12 protein-coding genes and 1 pseudogene are annotated in these 14,912 nt (G+C 60.8%); 7 read left to right on the top strand and 6 right to left on the bottom strand.

All coding sequences use genetic code 11. The features are described from left to right. The first annotated feature begins 26 nt into the window (after positions 1-26). Genes JFT63_RS10320 through JFT63_RS10310 form a run of 3 tightly spaced genes read left to right on the top strand, consistent with a single transcriptional unit; the run spans position 27 to position 1,790 of the window. Positions 27-665 carry an FMN-binding negative transcriptional regulator gene (locus JFT63_RS10320; protein ID WP_186559106.1) on the top strand — a complete coding sequence of 213 codons (639 nt, stop codon included), beginning with the start codon at positions 27-29 and terminating at the stop codon, positions 663-665. Next, positions 662-1,108 (top strand): GNAT family N-acetyltransferase, encoded by a 447-nt coding sequence (locus JFT63_RS10315; RefSeq protein ID WP_057701902.1) that lies wholly within the window; start codon positions 662-664, stop codon positions 1,106-1,108. The genes JFT63_RS10320 and JFT63_RS10315 overlap by 4 nt, the downstream gene beginning before the upstream one ends. A 10-nt stretch (positions 1,109-1,118) precedes the next feature. Beyond that, entirely contained in the window at positions 1,119-1,790 is a 672-nt protein-coding gene (locus tag JFT63_RS10310) for a GNAT family N-acetyltransferase (RefSeq protein WP_198843887.1), read from the top strand. Between the two features lie 211 nt (positions 1,791-2,001). Here JFT63_RS10310 and JFT63_RS10305 read toward each other — a convergent pair whose 3' ends face one another. After that, positions 2,002-2,904 carry a homocysteine S-methyltransferase family protein gene (locus JFT63_RS10305; protein WP_198843886.1) on the bottom strand — a complete coding sequence of 301 codons (903 nt, stop codon included), beginning with the start codon at positions 2,902-2,904 and terminating at the stop codon, positions 2,002-2,004. A 114-nt stretch (positions 2,905-3,018) separates the two neighbouring features. On the opposite strand from JFT63_RS10305, the gene JFT63_RS10300 reads away from it, so the two are divergent. The 3 genes from JFT63_RS10300 (at position 3,019) to JFT63_RS10290 (ending at position 6,031) form a co-directional block, all read left to right on the top strand. Further along, the gene (locus JFT63_RS10300) at positions 3,019-3,840 is read left to right on the top strand and encodes an ABC transporter substrate-binding protein (protein ID WP_186559102.1); all 822 of its coding nucleotides are present in this window, start codon (positions 3,019-3,021) and stop codon (positions 3,838-3,840) included. After that, positions 3,837-4,607 (top strand): amino acid ABC transporter permease, encoded by a 771-nt coding sequence (locus JFT63_RS10295; protein ID WP_057701898.1) that lies wholly within the window; start codon positions 3,837-3,839, stop codon positions 4,605-4,607. The genes JFT63_RS10300 and JFT63_RS10295 overlap by 4 nt, the downstream gene beginning before the upstream one ends. Positions 4,608-4,735: 128 nt before the next feature. After that, positions 4,736-6,031: an autotransporter outer membrane beta-barrel domain-containing protein gene (locus JFT63_RS10290; protein ID WP_186559100.1), complete on the top strand. Its 1,296-nt coding sequence runs from the start codon at positions 4,736-4,738 to the stop codon at positions 6,029-6,031. Between the two features lie 92 nt (positions 6,032-6,123). Here the strand turns inward: JFT63_RS10290 and oadA are convergent, their stop codons facing one another. Then, positions 6,124-7,932: a sodium-extruding oxaloacetate decarboxylase subunit alpha gene (gene oadA / locus JFT63_RS10285; RefSeq protein ID WP_057701896.1), complete on the bottom strand. Its 1,809-nt coding sequence runs from the start codon at positions 7,930-7,932 to the stop codon at positions 6,124-6,126. Between the two features lie 11 nt (positions 7,933-7,943). Further along, the gene (locus tag JFT63_RS10280; RefSeq protein WP_003195732.1) at positions 7,944-9,359 is read right to left on the bottom strand and encodes an acetyl-CoA carboxylase biotin carboxylase subunit; all 1,416 of its coding nucleotides are present in this window, start codon (positions 9,357-9,359) and stop codon (positions 7,944-7,946) included. A 195-nt stretch (positions 9,360-9,554) separates the two neighbouring features. Between JFT63_RS10280 and JFT63_RS10275 the strand changes: the two genes are divergently transcribed. Further along, positions 9,555-10,529, top strand: a complete 975-nt coding sequence (locus JFT63_RS10275; RefSeq protein ID WP_186559098.1) for a LysR family transcriptional regulator — start codon at positions 9,555-9,557, stop codon at positions 10,527-10,529. On the opposite strand, the gene JFT63_RS10270 is transcribed toward JFT63_RS10275, so the two are convergent. From JFT63_RS10270 to JFT63_RS10260, 3 genes and pseudogenes are all read right to left on the bottom strand, one after another. Then, positions 10,459-10,656, bottom strand: a complete 198-nt coding sequence (locus tag JFT63_RS10270; RefSeq protein WP_082629592.1) for a PA3496 family putative envelope integrity protein — start codon at positions 10,654-10,656, stop codon at positions 10,459-10,461. The two genes, JFT63_RS10275 and JFT63_RS10270, sit on opposite strands and share 71 nt — an antisense overlap. A 211-nt stretch (positions 10,657-10,867) precedes the next feature. After that, the gene (gene hexR, locus JFT63_RS10265; RefSeq protein ID WP_003177007.1) at positions 10,868-11,734 is read right to left on the bottom strand and encodes a transcriptional regulator HexR; all 867 of its coding nucleotides are present in this window, start codon (positions 11,732-11,734) and stop codon (positions 10,868-10,870) included. 163 nt (positions 11,735-11,897) lie between these two features. After that, positions 11,898-14,770, bottom strand: a pseudogene (locus JFT63_RS10260) (EAL domain-containing protein). Between the last annotated feature and the right edge of the window lie 142 nt (positions 14,771-14,912).

The raw sequence follows: 14,912 nt of genomic DNA, 5'->3' as shown, positions 1-14,912 counted from the left end.
GCAGGTATTCGCCAAGGAAAATTTCCATGTACACACCTCGCGCCTTCGCCCTCGATGATTTGCCCCAAATCCAGCAACTGATTCAGCACACGCGTCTGGCGCAATTGGTAACCGTGGGTGAAAACGGCCTGCAGGCCAGCCATCTGCCATTGCTGCTCAACCCCGACGAAGGGCCGCACGGTACGCTGTATGGGCATTTGGCCAAAGCCAATCCACAGTGGCGCGACCTGCAAAACGGCAGTGAAGCGCTGGTCATCTTTGCTGGCGCCGAAGCCTATGTCAGCCCGGCGTTTTACCCCTCCAAGGCCGAGCACGGCAAAGTGGTGCCCACCTGGAATTACCTCGCCGTGCACGCCTACGGCAAGGCCGACGTGTTCAGCGACGCCGAGCGATTACTCAAGGTGGTCAGCGCCCTCACCGATCACCATGAAGGCGGCCGCGCCCAACCCTGGGCCGTCGGCGACGCGCCGGCCGATTACATCGACACCATGCTCAAGGCCATCGTCGGCTTCGCCCTGCCCATCGATCGCCTGGTCGGCAAGCGCAAGCTCAGCCAGAACCGCAGCGCAGCCGATATGGCCGGCGTACGTGAGGGCCTGGCCGCCAGCGCTGATCTGCGCGACCAGAACCTCGCCCGTTTTATTCCCCAAGGAGTTGCAGAATGACCCAGATCGACATCCGCCAAGTCACCGCCGACGACCACGCCGCCTGGCTGCCGTTGTGGCTGGCGTACTTGAGGTTCTACAACACCGAACTGCCGGACACCGTCAGCCAAAGCACCTGGCAACGCCTCATAGACCCCCGCGAGCCAACCCATTCGGCGCTGGCCTGGCAGGACGGCAAAGCGGTGGGCATGGTCAACTTCATCTATCACCGTTCCAACTGGAGCATCGAGAACTCGTGCTACCTGCAGGATCTTTTAGTGGACCCCTCCCAACGCGGCACCGGCGTAGGCCGTAAGCTGATCGAGTTCGTCTACGCTACCGCCAGGGCCGATGGCTGCTGCAAAGTGCACTGGTTGACCCACGAGACCAACGCCACCGCGATCCAACTCTACGAGCGCATCGCCGAACGCCCTGGTTTCATCCAATTTCGCCAAGGTCTTTAAGGAACCCAGCATGTCCACTTCCCTCGCCGACTGGAAAGGCGCACCGGCGCCTACCGCACAACTGCTCGAAGGACGCTTTGTCCGCCTGGAAAAACTCGACCCGGCGCGCCACGCCGATCAACTGTGGCAAGCCCTCGAAGGGCCCGGTGCTGACCCGAAGCTGTGGGACTATTTGCCCTACGGCCCGTTTCCCGAGCGCAGCGCCTTTGATACCTGGCTGAACAACCATGCGGCCCACAGCGACCCGTATTTTTTCAGCGTGATTGACCGCGCGACCGGTCAAGTTCAGGGCATTCTCAGCCTGATGTCCATCGTCCCTGCCCAGGGCCGCATTGAGATCGGCCACGTGACCTTCGGCGCGCCGATGCAGCGCTCGCCCAAAAGCACCGAAGCGGTGTACCTGCTGGCCAAGTACGCGTTCGATCAGGGCTACCGCCGCCTGGAGTGGAAGTGCAACAACGGCAATGCACGCTCCAGATACGCAGCCGAGCGATTGGGGTTCAGTTTTGAGGGAGTGTTCCGCCAGCATATGGTGGTCAAGGGGCAGAACCGGGACACGGCGTGGTATTCGATCCTGGATTCGGAATGGCCCAAGGTGGGTGCGGGGTTTGAGGCGTGGTTGTCGGAAGCGAACCAGAGTGGTTCGGGTCAGCTGAAAACGCTGGCGGACTGCCGGACCTAGGCCTCACAACCAATACAAACCAAATGTGGGAGGGGGCTTGCCCTAATGACAGTCAGTTAAGGCTTTGCAGGAGCGAGTGGGACGCCTGGTGCTTGCTCGCGAAAAACTCACAGGCGCCGCGTTCATTCAGCAAGCACGCGTTATCGTTGACGTTTTTCGCGAGCAAGCTCGCTCCTGCAGAGGGCAATGTACGCGCTTGAAGTGCGGTGAATCAGTCGGTCAGGCGCTCAGCCAGCACCGCAATATGCTCCGGCCCGATGCCGCAGCAGCCGCCCAAATGGCTGGCGCCACGCGCTTTCCAATCAGCCGCCCAATGCAGGTAACCCGGCGGGTCGAGATCTTCGCGCAACGGGTCCAGACCATCGTTGGCCGTGGCTTCCTTGGGTTGCGGCGGGAAAGCGTTGGCGTAGGCGCCGATCTGGATCGCTACGCCCAATCGCTCGAAGGTTTCACGCGCTGCATCGATCGCCGTGCCGATCACCTCCGGCTGGCTGCAGTTGAACAACAACACCTGCACACCCAACTGCGCCGCCGCCTCGGCCGCTTGCGCCACCGGCTCGCCGGAGCGCAGACGCGGCACGTCGTCGGTGTCTTCGTCTTTCAAGGTAAACGACAGCCAGAACGGTTTGCCGTCCTGCGGCAGGCCGGCATGAATGGCTCGCGCTTCCGCGATTGAGCTCTGGGTTTCCGCCAGCCACAGGTCGACATGAGGTGCCAGGCCCTGCACCAGCGGTGTCAGCAACTCGCTGACCCGCTCCGGCAGGAACAAGTCGGGCCGATACGAGCCAAACAACGGCGGCAATGAGCCGGCTACGCGCACCGCTTTGCCCGACGCCTGCACCGCCCGTCGCGCCAACTCACCGGCCAAGGCGGCCAGCGCCTGGCCTTCGGCGGCGAAGCGCGCTTCGCCAATATGAAATGGCACCACCGCGTAGCTATTGCTGGTGATCACGTCGGCACCGCTGTCGATATAGGCCGCGTGCACTGCCTCCACCGCTTGTGGCGCTTCGCTCAAGGCCAGTGCCGACCACTCCGGCTGGCGGAACGGCGCCCCACGGCGTTGCAGTTCACGGCCCATGCCACCATCGAGAATTACTGTGCTTGCTGCGCCCATATGCTTTTTACTCATATGCTTATGAAAATAACTCACTATGAGAGTCGTTCTTATAACTATTTAATGCGTACCGTTCGGTTAATAACAACCTCTTTTTTATTCAGGTGTTCGATTTTGAAATTCAGACCGCTGTTGGCCCTGGGCCTGACGATGTTGGCTGCTTCCACCCAAGCCTTTGGCGGTGCCACGCTGGATCGTATCGAGCAGAAAAAGGAACTGGTCGGCGTGCTGATGGAAAGCTACCCGCCGTTTTCATTCCTCAACGAGCAGAACCAACTCGACGGTTTCGATGTGGATGTAGCCAAGGCCGTGGCGCAAAAGCTTGGCGTGAAGCTGCGCCTGGAAACGCCCTCCTGGGACGTTATTGCCGCTGGCCGCTGGAGCGGGCGCTATGACATATGCATCTGCTCAATGACCCCGAGCAAGGCGCGCGCCGAGGTGTTCGACTTCCCGGTGCAGTACTACGCCTCGCCCGCGGTGATCGTGGTCAACGCCAAGGATGATCGCATCCATGAGGCCAAGGACCTTAGCGGCAAGAAAGTCGGGCTCACCAGCGCTTCCAGCTACGAGAGTTACCTGAACAAGAACCTGGTGATCGAAGGCGCCGAAGACACGCAGTTGCAGTACCCGTTCGAGGATGTGCAGATCGCCCCGTACGACACCGACAACGTGGCCTTCCAGGACCTGGGCCTGGGCGCCGGCGTGCGTCTGGATGCGATCCTCACCAACCTGGTCACCGCGCAGCCACGCCTGACCCAGGACAAGCGCTTCAAGCTGGCCGGCGCACCCCTGTATTCAGAGCCCAACTCGGTGGCCATCGAGAAAGGCGACGCGCAGTGGGACAGCAAAGTGCGTGAGGTCTTCGCCCAGCTCAAACAGGACGGCACCTTGAGCAAGCTGTCGCAAAAATGGATCGGCGCCGACATCAGCCAATGAGTTTTCGCATACGGCTTTACCTGACCTGGGCGGCGCTGTTTGCCCTGTTTGCCAGTTTCTTCCTGAGCTTTGACCTGAAGTTCTCGATCATCCTCGACAAGCTGCCCAACCTGGTCGGCCTGCACCTGGCGCCTAACGGCTTCCTCCAAGGTGCGGCGCTGACGTTGTTCCTGTGCCTGTGCGCGATGCTCGCGTCATCGGTGCTGGGCTTTATTACCGCCTTGGGGCGCCTGTCTAAAAGCGCGGTGGCGTTTGGCATTGCCAGTTTCTACGCCTCGTTCTTTCGTGGCACGCCGCTGCTGATCCAGATCCTGCTGATTTACCTGGGCCTGCCGCAACTGGGCCTGGTGCCGGGCGCCATCGTCGCCGGGATCATCGCGTTGTCACTGAACTATGGCGCCTACCTGAGCGAGATTTTTCGCGCCGGTATCCTTGGCGTGCCCCATGGTCAACGCGAGGCCGCGCTGGCCTTGGGCATGCGTGACAGGGAAATCTTCTGGCACGTCACCCTGCCCCAGGCCATGCGCACCATCATCCCGCCGGCCACCAACCAATTCATCTCGATGCTCAAGGACTCCTCACTGGTCTCGGTAATGGGCGTGTGGGAAGTGATGTTCCTGGCACAGTCCTATGGCCGCTCCAGCTACCGCTATATCGAGATGCTCACCACGGCGGCGATCATTTACTGGGTACTGTCACTGGGACTGGAGCTGATCCAGGCGCGCATGGAGCGGCATTTCGGCAAGGGGTATGCACGGCGCAGCTAAAGCGCAGATGGGCTTTTTATCGCGCCGGACTAAAGACAACTCCCGCAAACCAGCGGTCAATGGCCTGACAGTTATCCTCCTGCGCCCTCGCTACATTCCCGGCCTCATTCATCAGAGGTCGGGAATTCATGCCCTTTACACCGCAAAGAATCGCAGCATTGATCAGCCTTGCAATTGCCGTCAGTGTGCAACCGGCACACGCACGCGGCGATATTGAATACAGGCCTTACCAACCCTATGACTTGATCGACGCGCAGTGGGCCTTCGAAGATGAATTCGATACGCCGCCAACCCCTGGGCCCTACGCCGGCTACCTTATTGGCCAAGCCTCCACCTACAACGGCGTGCAAGTGGCCAAGGTGCTGGAGCCCGCGCTGCTTGAACTGCTGAGTTCCGGCGAATTGACCTCGGAGGAGCTCAAGGAGCTGCAAAAAGTAAATGACGCACTCGCCGCACAACCCGGCGGGATCGGCGCAGCCCTGGAACAATTGGCCGGCAGCCAAAACGCCAACCTGCTCAGCGCCACTCACGCTGTCACCAGCCACACCAGCAGCCAGTTGCTCTCGTCCCTGCGTAACCTGCCCGACGACGACAAGGGTCGCTTCTGGGTGCAAGGCTTGAGTCACGGCGGCCAGCTGGACCAACGAAGCGGCAGCGCCGGCCTGAAGCACGCAACCCTGGGCCTGATGCTGGGCGCCGACTGGGCAGTGGATAACGCCTGGCGCGTGGGTGTGATGGGGGCAAAATCCACCAGTGACCTGAAGGCGCCACGCTTCTGCGCCGAACTGGACAGCTTGCATTTGGGCGCATACGCAGTGCGCCAGGACGGCCCGCTGGCCGTGCGTCTGGGGGCGATCTACGGCACCCATGCCGGGACCAACCGGCGCAACGTCAACCTGCTCAATTACAAGGACTCGCTCAAGTCCAGTTACGATGCCCAAAGCCAAACGCTGTTCTCCGAGCTGGGCTATCAGTTGGGCAGCCAGGACCTCTACCTCGAGCCTTTCGCCGGCCTCGGCTACCAGCGTCACCACCGCGACAGTTTCAAGGAAAGTGGTGGCCTGACCGCACTGAACGTCGGGGCGCAAACCCAGCAGAACCTTAACAGCACCGTTGGCCTGCGCCTGGCGACGGTGTACAGGTTCGATGATCAGGTCAGCCTCAGGCCTCACCTCAGCGCCGGCTGGAAACACCTCTACGGCGAGGTTGATAGCCAGGTGCGCCAAACCTATCGCAATACGCCCGTAGCGCTTGATGGCTTCACCATTACCGGCACGTCCCTGGACCGCAATAGCCTGGACGTGAAAGCCGGTCTGGACCTGGCATTGTCCAACCAGCACACACTGGGCCTGGCCTACAGCGGTCGAGCCGGTACCCATAGCCGCGATCACGGCATGACAGGGCAATGGACGATGAGTTTCTAATCTGACCTGCGATCCAAAGCCTCAATTGCAGGCAAAAAAAAGGAGGGCACCTGCCCCCCCGAGGATTAAGCGGTAGTGTCGAAGGCTGTCGCTCAGCCTTCGATCTCAATGAGGATTTCACCCGGGTTGACCCGGTCGCCCTTGACCACATGAACAGCGGTCACCTTGCCGGCAATGGCTGCCTGCACTTCGGTTTCCATCTTCATGGCTTCGGTAATCAATACAGCCTGGCCGGCCTTGACCACATCGCCTTCCTTGACCAGCACGTCGACGATATTGCCCGGCATTGCCGTGCTGACATGGCCGGGTTCGGTGGCGTGCTTGCGCTTGCTGCCGCCGCTGCTGACGAACTCGTTGAGCGGCTCGAACACCACTTCTTCCGGCATACCGTCAATGGACAGGTAGAAGTGGCGCTTGCCTTCAGCTTTCACGCCGACACCGGTGATGTCCACGCGGTAGCTTTCGCCGTGTACGTCGATGACGAACTCGGTCGGCACACCTTCGCCACCGGCACGAGCCACGCCGCCCGCTTCCGGGATCGGCAATAGCACTTCAGGAGCCAAGGTGCCGGCGTCGCGCTCTTCGAGAAACTTGCGCCCGATATCCGGGAACATGGCGTAGGTCAGCACGTCCTCTTCGGACTTGGCCAATGCGCCGATTTCACCGCGCAGTTTGGTCATTTCCGGCTTGAGCAAATCCGCCGGGCGCACGTCGATGACGTCTTCGCTGCCGATGGCCTGACGGCGCAGCTTTTCGTTCACCGTACCCGGCGCCTTGCCGTAGCCGCCTTGCAGGTAGAGCTTCACTTCGTTGGTGATGGTCTTGTAGCGTTCACCGGCCAGGACGTTGAAGAACGCCTGGGTGCCGACGATCTGCGACGTCGGGGTCACCAGCGGCGGGAAGCCGAGGTCTTCACGGACTCGCGGGATCTCGGCGAGCACTTCGTTCATGCGGTTGAGCGCACCCTGCTCTTTCAACTGGTTGGCCAGGTTGGAGATCATCCCGCCCGGTACCTGGTTGACTTGCACACGGGTGTCGACGGCGGTGAATTCGCTTTCAAACTGGTGGTACTTCTTGCGTACGGCGTAGAAGTACAGGCCAATTTCCTGCAACAGTTCCAGGTCCAGACCGGTGTCGAACTCGCTGCCTTTGAGGGCGGCGACCATCGACTCGGTGCCTGGGTGGCTGGTGCCCCAGGCGAAGCTGGAGATGGCGGTGTCGATATGGTCGGCACCATTTTCGATGGCCTTGAGTTGGCACATCGCGGCCAGGCCAGCGGTGTCGTGGGAGTGGATGAAGATCGGCAGGTTCTGCTCCGCCTTGAGCGCCTTGACCAGTTCGCCAGTGGCGTAGGGGGTCAGCAGGCCGGCCATGTCCTTGATCGCGATAGAGTCGCAACCCATGGACTCCAATTGCTTGGCCTGGGCCACGAATGCATCGACGGTGTGCACCGGGCTGGTGGTGTAGGCAATGGTGCCCTGGGCATGTTTGCCGGCGGCTTTGACCGCTTCGATGGCTACGCGCAGGTTACGCACGTCGTTCATGGCGTCGAAGATGCGGAACACATCGATACCGTTGACGGCGGCCTTGGCCACGAACGCTTTGACCACATCGTCGCTGTAATGGCGGTAACCCAGCAGGTTCTGGCCGCGCAGCAGCATTTGCAGGCGCGTGTTGGGCAACGCCGCGCGCAGTTTGCGCAGGCGCTCCCACGGGTCTTCTTTCAGGAAGCGCACGCAGGCGTCGAACGTCGCGCCGCCCCAGACTTCCAGGGACCAGTAGCCGACTTTGTCGAGCTTGTCGCAGATCGGCAGCATGTCATCGGTGCGCATCCGGGTGGCCAGCAACGATTGGTGGGCGTCGCGCAGGATGGTGTCGGTTACGAAGATCTTCTTGCTCATTGTTATATTCCTCACAGGCCTGCGTGGGCGGCGATGGCGGCGGCGATGGCCAGGGCCAGCTCTTCGGGTTTGCGCTTGATCGAGTAGTTGGTCAGCTCAGGATGGCTTTCCACAAAGCTTGTATTGAACTGGCCGCTACGGAATTCCGGGTTGCGCAGGATTTCCTGGTAGTAGGCGGCGGTGGTCTTCACGCCTTGCAGGCGCATGTCGTCCAGGGCACGCAGGCCGCGGTCCATGGCTTCTTCCCAGGTCAACGCCCACACCACCAGTTTCAGGCACATGGAGTCGTAGAACGGTGGGATGGTGTAGCCGGTGTAGATCGCCGTATCGGTACGCACGCCGGGGCCGCCAGGGGCGTAGTAACGGGTAATCTTGCCGAAGCTTGGGAGGAAGTTGTTCTTCGGGTCTTCGGCGTTGATGCGAAACTGCAACGCGAATCCACGGTGCTGGATGTCTTCCTGCTTCACCGACAGCGGCAGGCCGGAGGCGATGCGGATCTGTTCGCGGACGATGTCGATCCCGGTGATTTCTTCGGTGATGGTGTGTTCCACCTGCACCCGGGTGTTCATCTCCATGAAATACACCTCGCCTTCGGCGAGCAGAAACTCCACGGTACCGGCGTTCTCGTAGCCCACGGCCTTGGCGGCACGCACTGACAGGTCGCCAATGTAGGCACGCTGCTCAGGAGTCAGCTGGGGGCTGGGGGCAATTTCGATCAGCTTCTGGTTGCGACGCTGGATCGAGCAGTCGCGCTCGAACAGGTGCACCACGTTGCCGAAGCTGTCACCGAGGATCTGCGCTTCGATGTGCTTGGGATTGACGATGCATTTTTCCAGGAACACTTCCGCCGAGCCGAACGCCTTGGTGGCCTCGGAAATGACACGGGGGAAGGCTTGCTCAAGTTCTTCGCGACTGTTGCAACGACGGATACCGCGCCCGCCACCACCAGAAGTGGCCTTGAGCATCACCGGGTAACCAATGCGGTCGCCTTCGGTCAGCGCCTCGTGGATATCCGCGACGTTGCCTTCGGTGCCGGGGGTGACCGGCACGCCGGCCTTGATCATGCTGCGGCGCGCTTCGGTCTTGTCGCCCATGCGGCGGATCACTTCGGCCGAAGGGCCAATGAATTTGATGCCGCGTTCGGCGCAGATGTCCGCCAGTTCAGCATTTTCCGACAAGAAACCGTAGCCGGGATGCAGCGCGTCGCAACCGGTTTCCACCGCCAGGTTCACCAGCTTGCGCGGGTTGAGGTAGCCGGCCAGGGGCTCGGCACCAATGCTGTGGGCTTCGTCGGCACGTTTGACGTGCAACGCGTGGCGGTCGGCGTCCGAGTAAACCGCGACCGAGCGAATGCCCATCTCGGCGCAGGCACGCACGATTCGTACGGCAATTTCACCACGGTTGGCGATCAGGATCTTTTTTATCACTTGGAAATTCCCTTGAGCCGATTGCTGCGTTCTTCGACCCGTTTGAGGCGGGTCGGCGCGTGACCAAATGTTTCATGACAGTCGCGAGACACACACTAAGCCCGCCAAGGGATTAACAAAAATCAATAATTATTGGGTCACGCATAAGTAAAGACTTATAGTTGACGCCTGCGCCGGGCCGAGAGGGGATAAAGAATGCGTAAGTCATTGATGCGGCTGACATTGCGGCAATTGCAGATCTTTCATGAGGTGTGCGATTTGCGCTCCTACAGCCGTGCCGCCGAGGAAATGTCCCTGACACAGCCGGCCGTCAGCCTGCAAATCCGCCAGCTGGAAGAACTGATCGGCCAGCCGCTGTTCGATTACGTCGGCAAGAAGCTCTACATGACCGAGGCCGCTGAAGCGCTGCAACGGGCCAGTCGCGATATTTTCGGGCGCCTGGAAAACCTCGATATGCAGCTATCGGATATGCAGGGCTCACTTCAGGGCCAACTGAAACTGGCAGTGGAATCGAGCGCCAAGTACTTCGTGCCGCACCTGTTTGCGGCCTTCAAGCGCCAGCATCCAGAAGTGCAACTGCACTTGACCGTGGTCAATCGTGCCCAGGTCATTCGCAGGCTTTCAGACAACCGCGATGACTTGGTGATCATGTCCATGGTGCCCCAGGACATGGGCCTGGAATTCCTGCCATTTCTCAACAACCCGATTGTCGCCGCGGCGCTGCCGGATCATCCGTTGAGCCTGCAAGGGCCGCTGCGCCTGCAAGACCTGGAGCCTTACACGCTGCTTATCCGCGAACCGGGTTCCGGCACGCGGCTGGCGTGCGAAGAGTACTTCAAGGAAAAACGTGTGCACTTCACCCAGACCGTGGAAGTAGCCTCGGCCGAGGCGCAACGAGAGTGCGTGGTCGCAGGTTTGGGCGTGGCGCTGCTGACGCGTCACGCCTTGAACCTGGAACTGGCCACCGGCGGGCTCAAGGAGCTGCCGGTAGAAGAACTGCCGCTGTACCGCAGTTGGTGCCTGGTGCAGGCCAAGGCTAAACGCCTGTCACCGGTGGCCCATGCGTTCCTGGGTTTTATCCGCAGCGAACGGGTACAGATCAGCGCGCTGGCTGAGCGTTTCGCTGGGCAGCCACGGGCGCCTGCCAATGCAGTTCCGGGTAGTCACTGATGCTCTGGAGCAACTGGCGCTCTTGGCAACGGTCTTCGATGGCGCGACGGAACGCCATGCGGCGCTGGTCTTCCTGCTGACGACGGGTCTTGACGGTGCTGTTGCTGTCTTCGTAGTGCCGAGTCATGTGGAGTCTCCCAATGCGAGTACGGGGGAGTACAGGATGGGCGCGACGGATGACGGGGGGATGACAGCCTCATGAAGATTCTGGATGCATGGAGAATCTAATGTGGGAGGGGGCTTGCTCCCGATAGCGGAGTTTCCGTCACAGATTCATTGACTGACCTACTGCTATCGGGAGCAAGCCCCCTCCCACATTGAGTTCTGTGTGCAGGTATTTAGTCGTCGAGGGCTTTGACGGACTTGGGCGACAACCGCAGGCTACGCAAGCTGCGCTTCACACTCTTGAGGTGGTTGACCAGGCTCGGGCCGCGAGCCATGGCCACGCCCATTGCCAGCACATCGATTACCACCAGATGGGCAATACGCGAGGTCAGCGGCGTGTAGATTTCGGTGTCTTCATGCACGTCGATCGCCAGGTTCACCGTGGACAGCTCCGCCAATGGCGTCTGGCTCGGGCACAGGGTGATCAGCGAAGCGCCGCTTTCACGCACCAGGTTGGCGGTGATCAGCAGGTCCTTGGAACGACCTGACTGAGAGATACAGATGGCCACGTCAGTGGGCTTTAAGGTCACCGCCGACATCGCCTGCATGTGCGGGTCGCTGTAGGCCGCAGCCGTCAGCAGCAGACGGAAGAATTTATGCTGGGCATCGGCAGCCACCGCGCCGGAAGCGCCAAAGCCATAGAACTCGACACGCTGGGCCTGGGACATCGCGGTCACGGCCTTTTGCAGCTCCACCGGGTCGAGCTTCTCGCGCACTTCCATCAGGGTGTGCAAGGTGGTGTCGAAAATTTTCAGGCTGTAGTCGGCGACGGAGTCGTCTTCATGGATCGCAAACTGGCCGAAGCTGGCGCCCGCAGCCAGGCTTTGCGCCAGCTTGAGTTTCAAATCCTGAAACCCGGAGCAACCAATGGCGCGGCAGAAGCGCACGATGGTCGGCTCGCTGATACCCACGCTGTGAGCCAGATCGGCCATGGAACTGTGCATCACGGCCGCAGGGTCAAGCAGCACATGATCGGCAACCTTGAGTTCCGATTTGCGTAACAGGTGGCGCGACTGGGCGATATGTTGCAACAGGTTCAAAGGGCAGGACTCTTGTTATTGGCAGACGCCAGGGATGTAGCAAGCTTGTAGTTATACTACAAGAATTGTCGTTTTGCCCGTTCGATGCATCACTAAATCGCCCCGCTCCCCTCTGGTTTCAGTGGGCAGGCGCCATGTAGCCACAAAGGCGGCCGCAGCGGCGTTAAGAAAAATCTGTATTTTTGCGTAACAAATCCGCCAGCCCTTCGGCCTGCATTGGCGGGCTGATCAGATAACCCTGCACTTCATCGCACTGCTCGCCGCGCAGGAAATCCAGCTGCTGCTGATCTTCCACGCCCTCGGCCACCACTTTGAGCGCCAGCCCATGGGCCATGGCAATGATCGCCCGCGTGATGGCGGCATCTTCACGCCCCTGACCGAGGCCACGAATAAAGGCCTGGTCGATCTTCACGTAATCCACCGGAATACGCTTGAGGTAACTGAGGGACGAATAACCAGTGCCGAAGTCGTCGATGGCCAGCTTCACCCCCAGGTCACGCAACTGCTGGAAGGTGGCGATGATGTGCTCGACGCTGTCGAGCAGCTGGCTTTCGGTGAGCTCAAGCTCAAGGTACTGCGGGTCCAGCCCGGTCTCTTCCAGGACCTGGCGTACCAGGCTGACCAGCTTGCCCTGACGCAGTTGATGCACCGACAGGTTCACCGACACACGAATCGGCGCCAGCCCCTGGCGCTGCCACTCGCAGGCTTGCCAGCACGCCTGGCGCAGCACGAACTCACCCAACGGCACGATCAAGCCGGTTTCTTCGGCCAGGCCGATAAAGTCCCCCGGCGGCACCATGCCCCACTGCGGATGCTCCCAGCGAATCAGCGCTTCGGCAGCGTTCAACTTGCCGGTCGCCAGGCACAGTTTCGGTTGGTAGAACACGCTCAGCTGGTGCTCCTCAATCGCTTTGCGCAGATGATTTTCCAGCTGCAAACGCTCCAGGGTGCTGGCTTGCAGACTGTCGGTGTAAAACTGGAAATTGTTGCCGCCCAGATGCTTGGCGTGCTGCATGGCCATATTCGATTGGCTGACCAGGGCAGAGATTTCCCGCGCATTATCCGGCAGCAAGCTGACGCCCATGGAGGCACTGACCACCAGTTCATGCCCTTCCACCGTTACCGGTACCCGCAGCTTTGCCAACAACCGCGTCGCCACGCGCGCCAGGCTCGACAAATTGCCGTAGGCATCGAACAGCACCGCGAACTCGTCGCCGGACAAGCGCGCAATGGTGTCGGCTTCGGGCAGCGCGTTAATCAAACGCCGGGCCATTTTCTCTAACAGCTGGTCGGCCACTTCATGGCCCAGGCTGTCATTGAGCAATTTGAAACGGTCCAGGTTGATATGCAGCAGCGCCAGGCTGCGGCCGCCCTGGCGCACGCGTTGATGGGCTTCGCGCAGCCGTTCGCGAAACAGTGAACGGTTGGCCAGGCCGGTCAATTCGTCGTAGTGAGTGAGGTAGCGCATACGCTCTTCGGATTCGCGGCGTGCGGAGAGATCGGCGAAAAAGCCCACGATGTGACTAACATTTCCCCGAACATCTCGCACCACACTCAATTGCAGCCACTGCGGGTACAGCTCGCCGTTCTTGCGCGTTTCCACCAGTTCGCCCTGCCAGGTGCCATGGCTTTGCAGGGCCTGGCGGATCATTGGGAAGTGGCGCCGCGCATCGCGACTGCTGGGCAGTTCCACGACATTTCGACCGAGCATGTCGTCAATGTCGAAACCGGTCACGCGGCTGAACGCCTGGTTCACGGCGATCAGCGCGTAGTTCGGATCGAGGATCACAATGCCTTCGCTGGCCGCCTCAAACACCGTCGAGGCGAGCCGTTGCTGCTCTTCCAACGCCTTGCTGGCACTGATGTCGCGGCGCGTGCCGAGCATCCGGACCACGCGGCCATTGGGCGCACGCTCCACCGCGCGCCCACGGTCCTGGATCCACACCCAATGCCCATCGCCATGACGTATCCGGTATTCCACCTGATAATCCTCACTGCGACCTTTCAAGTGCTCCACCAGCGCGTGCTTGAGCAGTGGCAGGTCGTCGGGGTGCAGGCGCGGCTTGAGATGGCTGAGCATCGCCTTGACGTATTCAGGCTCCAGGCCGAATAGCTCCTTGAGCTGAGTGTGATGGACTTCGTCGGTTTGCAGGTTCCAGTCCCATAGGCCCAGTTCACTGGCTTGCAGTGCCATGGCCAGGCGCGCTTCGCTTGTATTGAGGGCGAGGCTGGCGGCATCCAGTTCCTGGCTGCGCTGCGCCACGCGGTCTTGCAGGCCGATTTGGGCTTCGCGCAGGTCCTGCTCGACCTGGCGGCGCTGCTCGACTTCACGCACCAGTTCCTGGTTCAACAACTCGCTGCGTTGCTGGGCCTGCTGCAGGTGCTCGATCAGGGCCTGGTTCTGGAAGCGACGCAACAGCCCGCGCTGGATCAAGCGGTTGACCTGCCACGCCACCAGGCTCAGGGACGCCAGCAGGATCAGGCCAAGCACGCCCCAACCCTGCTGCTGTGGGCTGCCATTGCAGAACAGATAGATGATGGCCGGTAACAGGCAGGGCAAGGCAAATGACAGAAAGGCCCACAGGCTCACGGCATAGGCCACACTGGCCGACAAGGTAGCGGCGCCGATCAGGCCGAACACCCAGGCCTGATGCATGAAACTGTCGGCGGGACCAGGGCGATGGCAGCGACGGACAACGTCAGACCGCTGATCGCCGAGCCGAGCATGAACATACGCCGCCACATCGGTAGGGCCTGACGGCTGGGCATGGCCGAATCAAAAGCCGCCACCTGAATCACGCGCATCGCCACCAGGGCAAGCAGCCAGAGCAGCCACAGACTGTCAAGCAGGTAGTGCTCGGGATTCCACAGCAACCAGGCGCAGACCAGGCCATTGACCAGCATCAGCAGGGTCGGCAGCAACGAGCCTTGGTACAGCAGGCGTGTGCGCTCGACCGCCATTTCGGTTGCATAGTGTTTACGGATGACCTGCGCCGGCGCCACCGAGGGGCCAAACAGGTCAGTGCTAAGGGTCATAGGCGATGTTCTTATAATGGTGAGCCCGAAACGTCGACGGAGCATACACAAGCAAGCGCCTGGGCCAAACTGCCCCACGTCATAAAAAACCGCCTCCAATGGGCCGCAAACCTTTGGCCCAGACAGCTTGAGCAAGACGCGA

This window comes from Pseudomonas sp. MF7453, assembly GCF_016405455.1.
In the GTDB taxonomy this organism is placed as follows: domain Bacteria; phylum Pseudomonadota; class Gammaproteobacteria; order Pseudomonadales; family Pseudomonadaceae; genus Aquipseudomonas; species Aquipseudomonas paralactis.
This window is presented reverse-complemented; position numbering and strand designations above follow the sequence as displayed.

Bases quoted from the DNA above. Each gene is read 5' to 3' on its own strand.
- JFT63_RS10320 (WP_186559106.1), top strand. From the start codon at position 27: ATGTACACACCTCGCGCCTTCGCCCTCGATGATTTGCCCCAAATCCAG.
- JFT63_RS10295 (WP_057701898.1), top strand. From the start codon at position 3,837: ATGAGTTTTCGCATACGGCTTTACCTGACCTGGGCGGCGCTGTTTGCC.
- JFT63_RS10315 (WP_057701902.1), top strand. From the start codon at position 662: ATGACCCAGATCGACATCCGCCAAGTCACCGCCGACGACCACGCCGCC.
- JFT63_RS10270 (WP_082629592.1), bottom strand. From the start codon at position 10,656: ATGACTCGGCACTACGAAGACAGCAACAGCACCGTCAAGACCCGTCGT.
- oadA (WP_057701896.1), bottom strand. From the start codon at position 7,932: ATGAGCAAGAAGATCTTCGTAACCGACACCATCCTGCGCGACGCCCAC.
- JFT63_RS10275 (WP_186559098.1), top strand. From the start codon at position 9,555: ATGCGTAAGTCATTGATGCGGCTGACATTGCGGCAATTGCAGATCTTT.
- JFT63_RS10310 (WP_198843887.1), top strand. From the start codon at position 1,119: ATGTCCACTTCCCTCGCCGACTGGAAAGGCGCACCGGCGCCTACCGCA.
- JFT63_RS10290 (WP_186559100.1), top strand. From the start codon at position 4,736: ATGCCCTTTACACCGCAAAGAATCGCAGCATTGATCAGCCTTGCAATT.
- JFT63_RS10305 (WP_198843886.1), bottom strand. From the start codon at position 2,904: ATGGGCGCAGCAAGCACAGTAATTCTCGATGGTGGCATGGGCCGTGAA.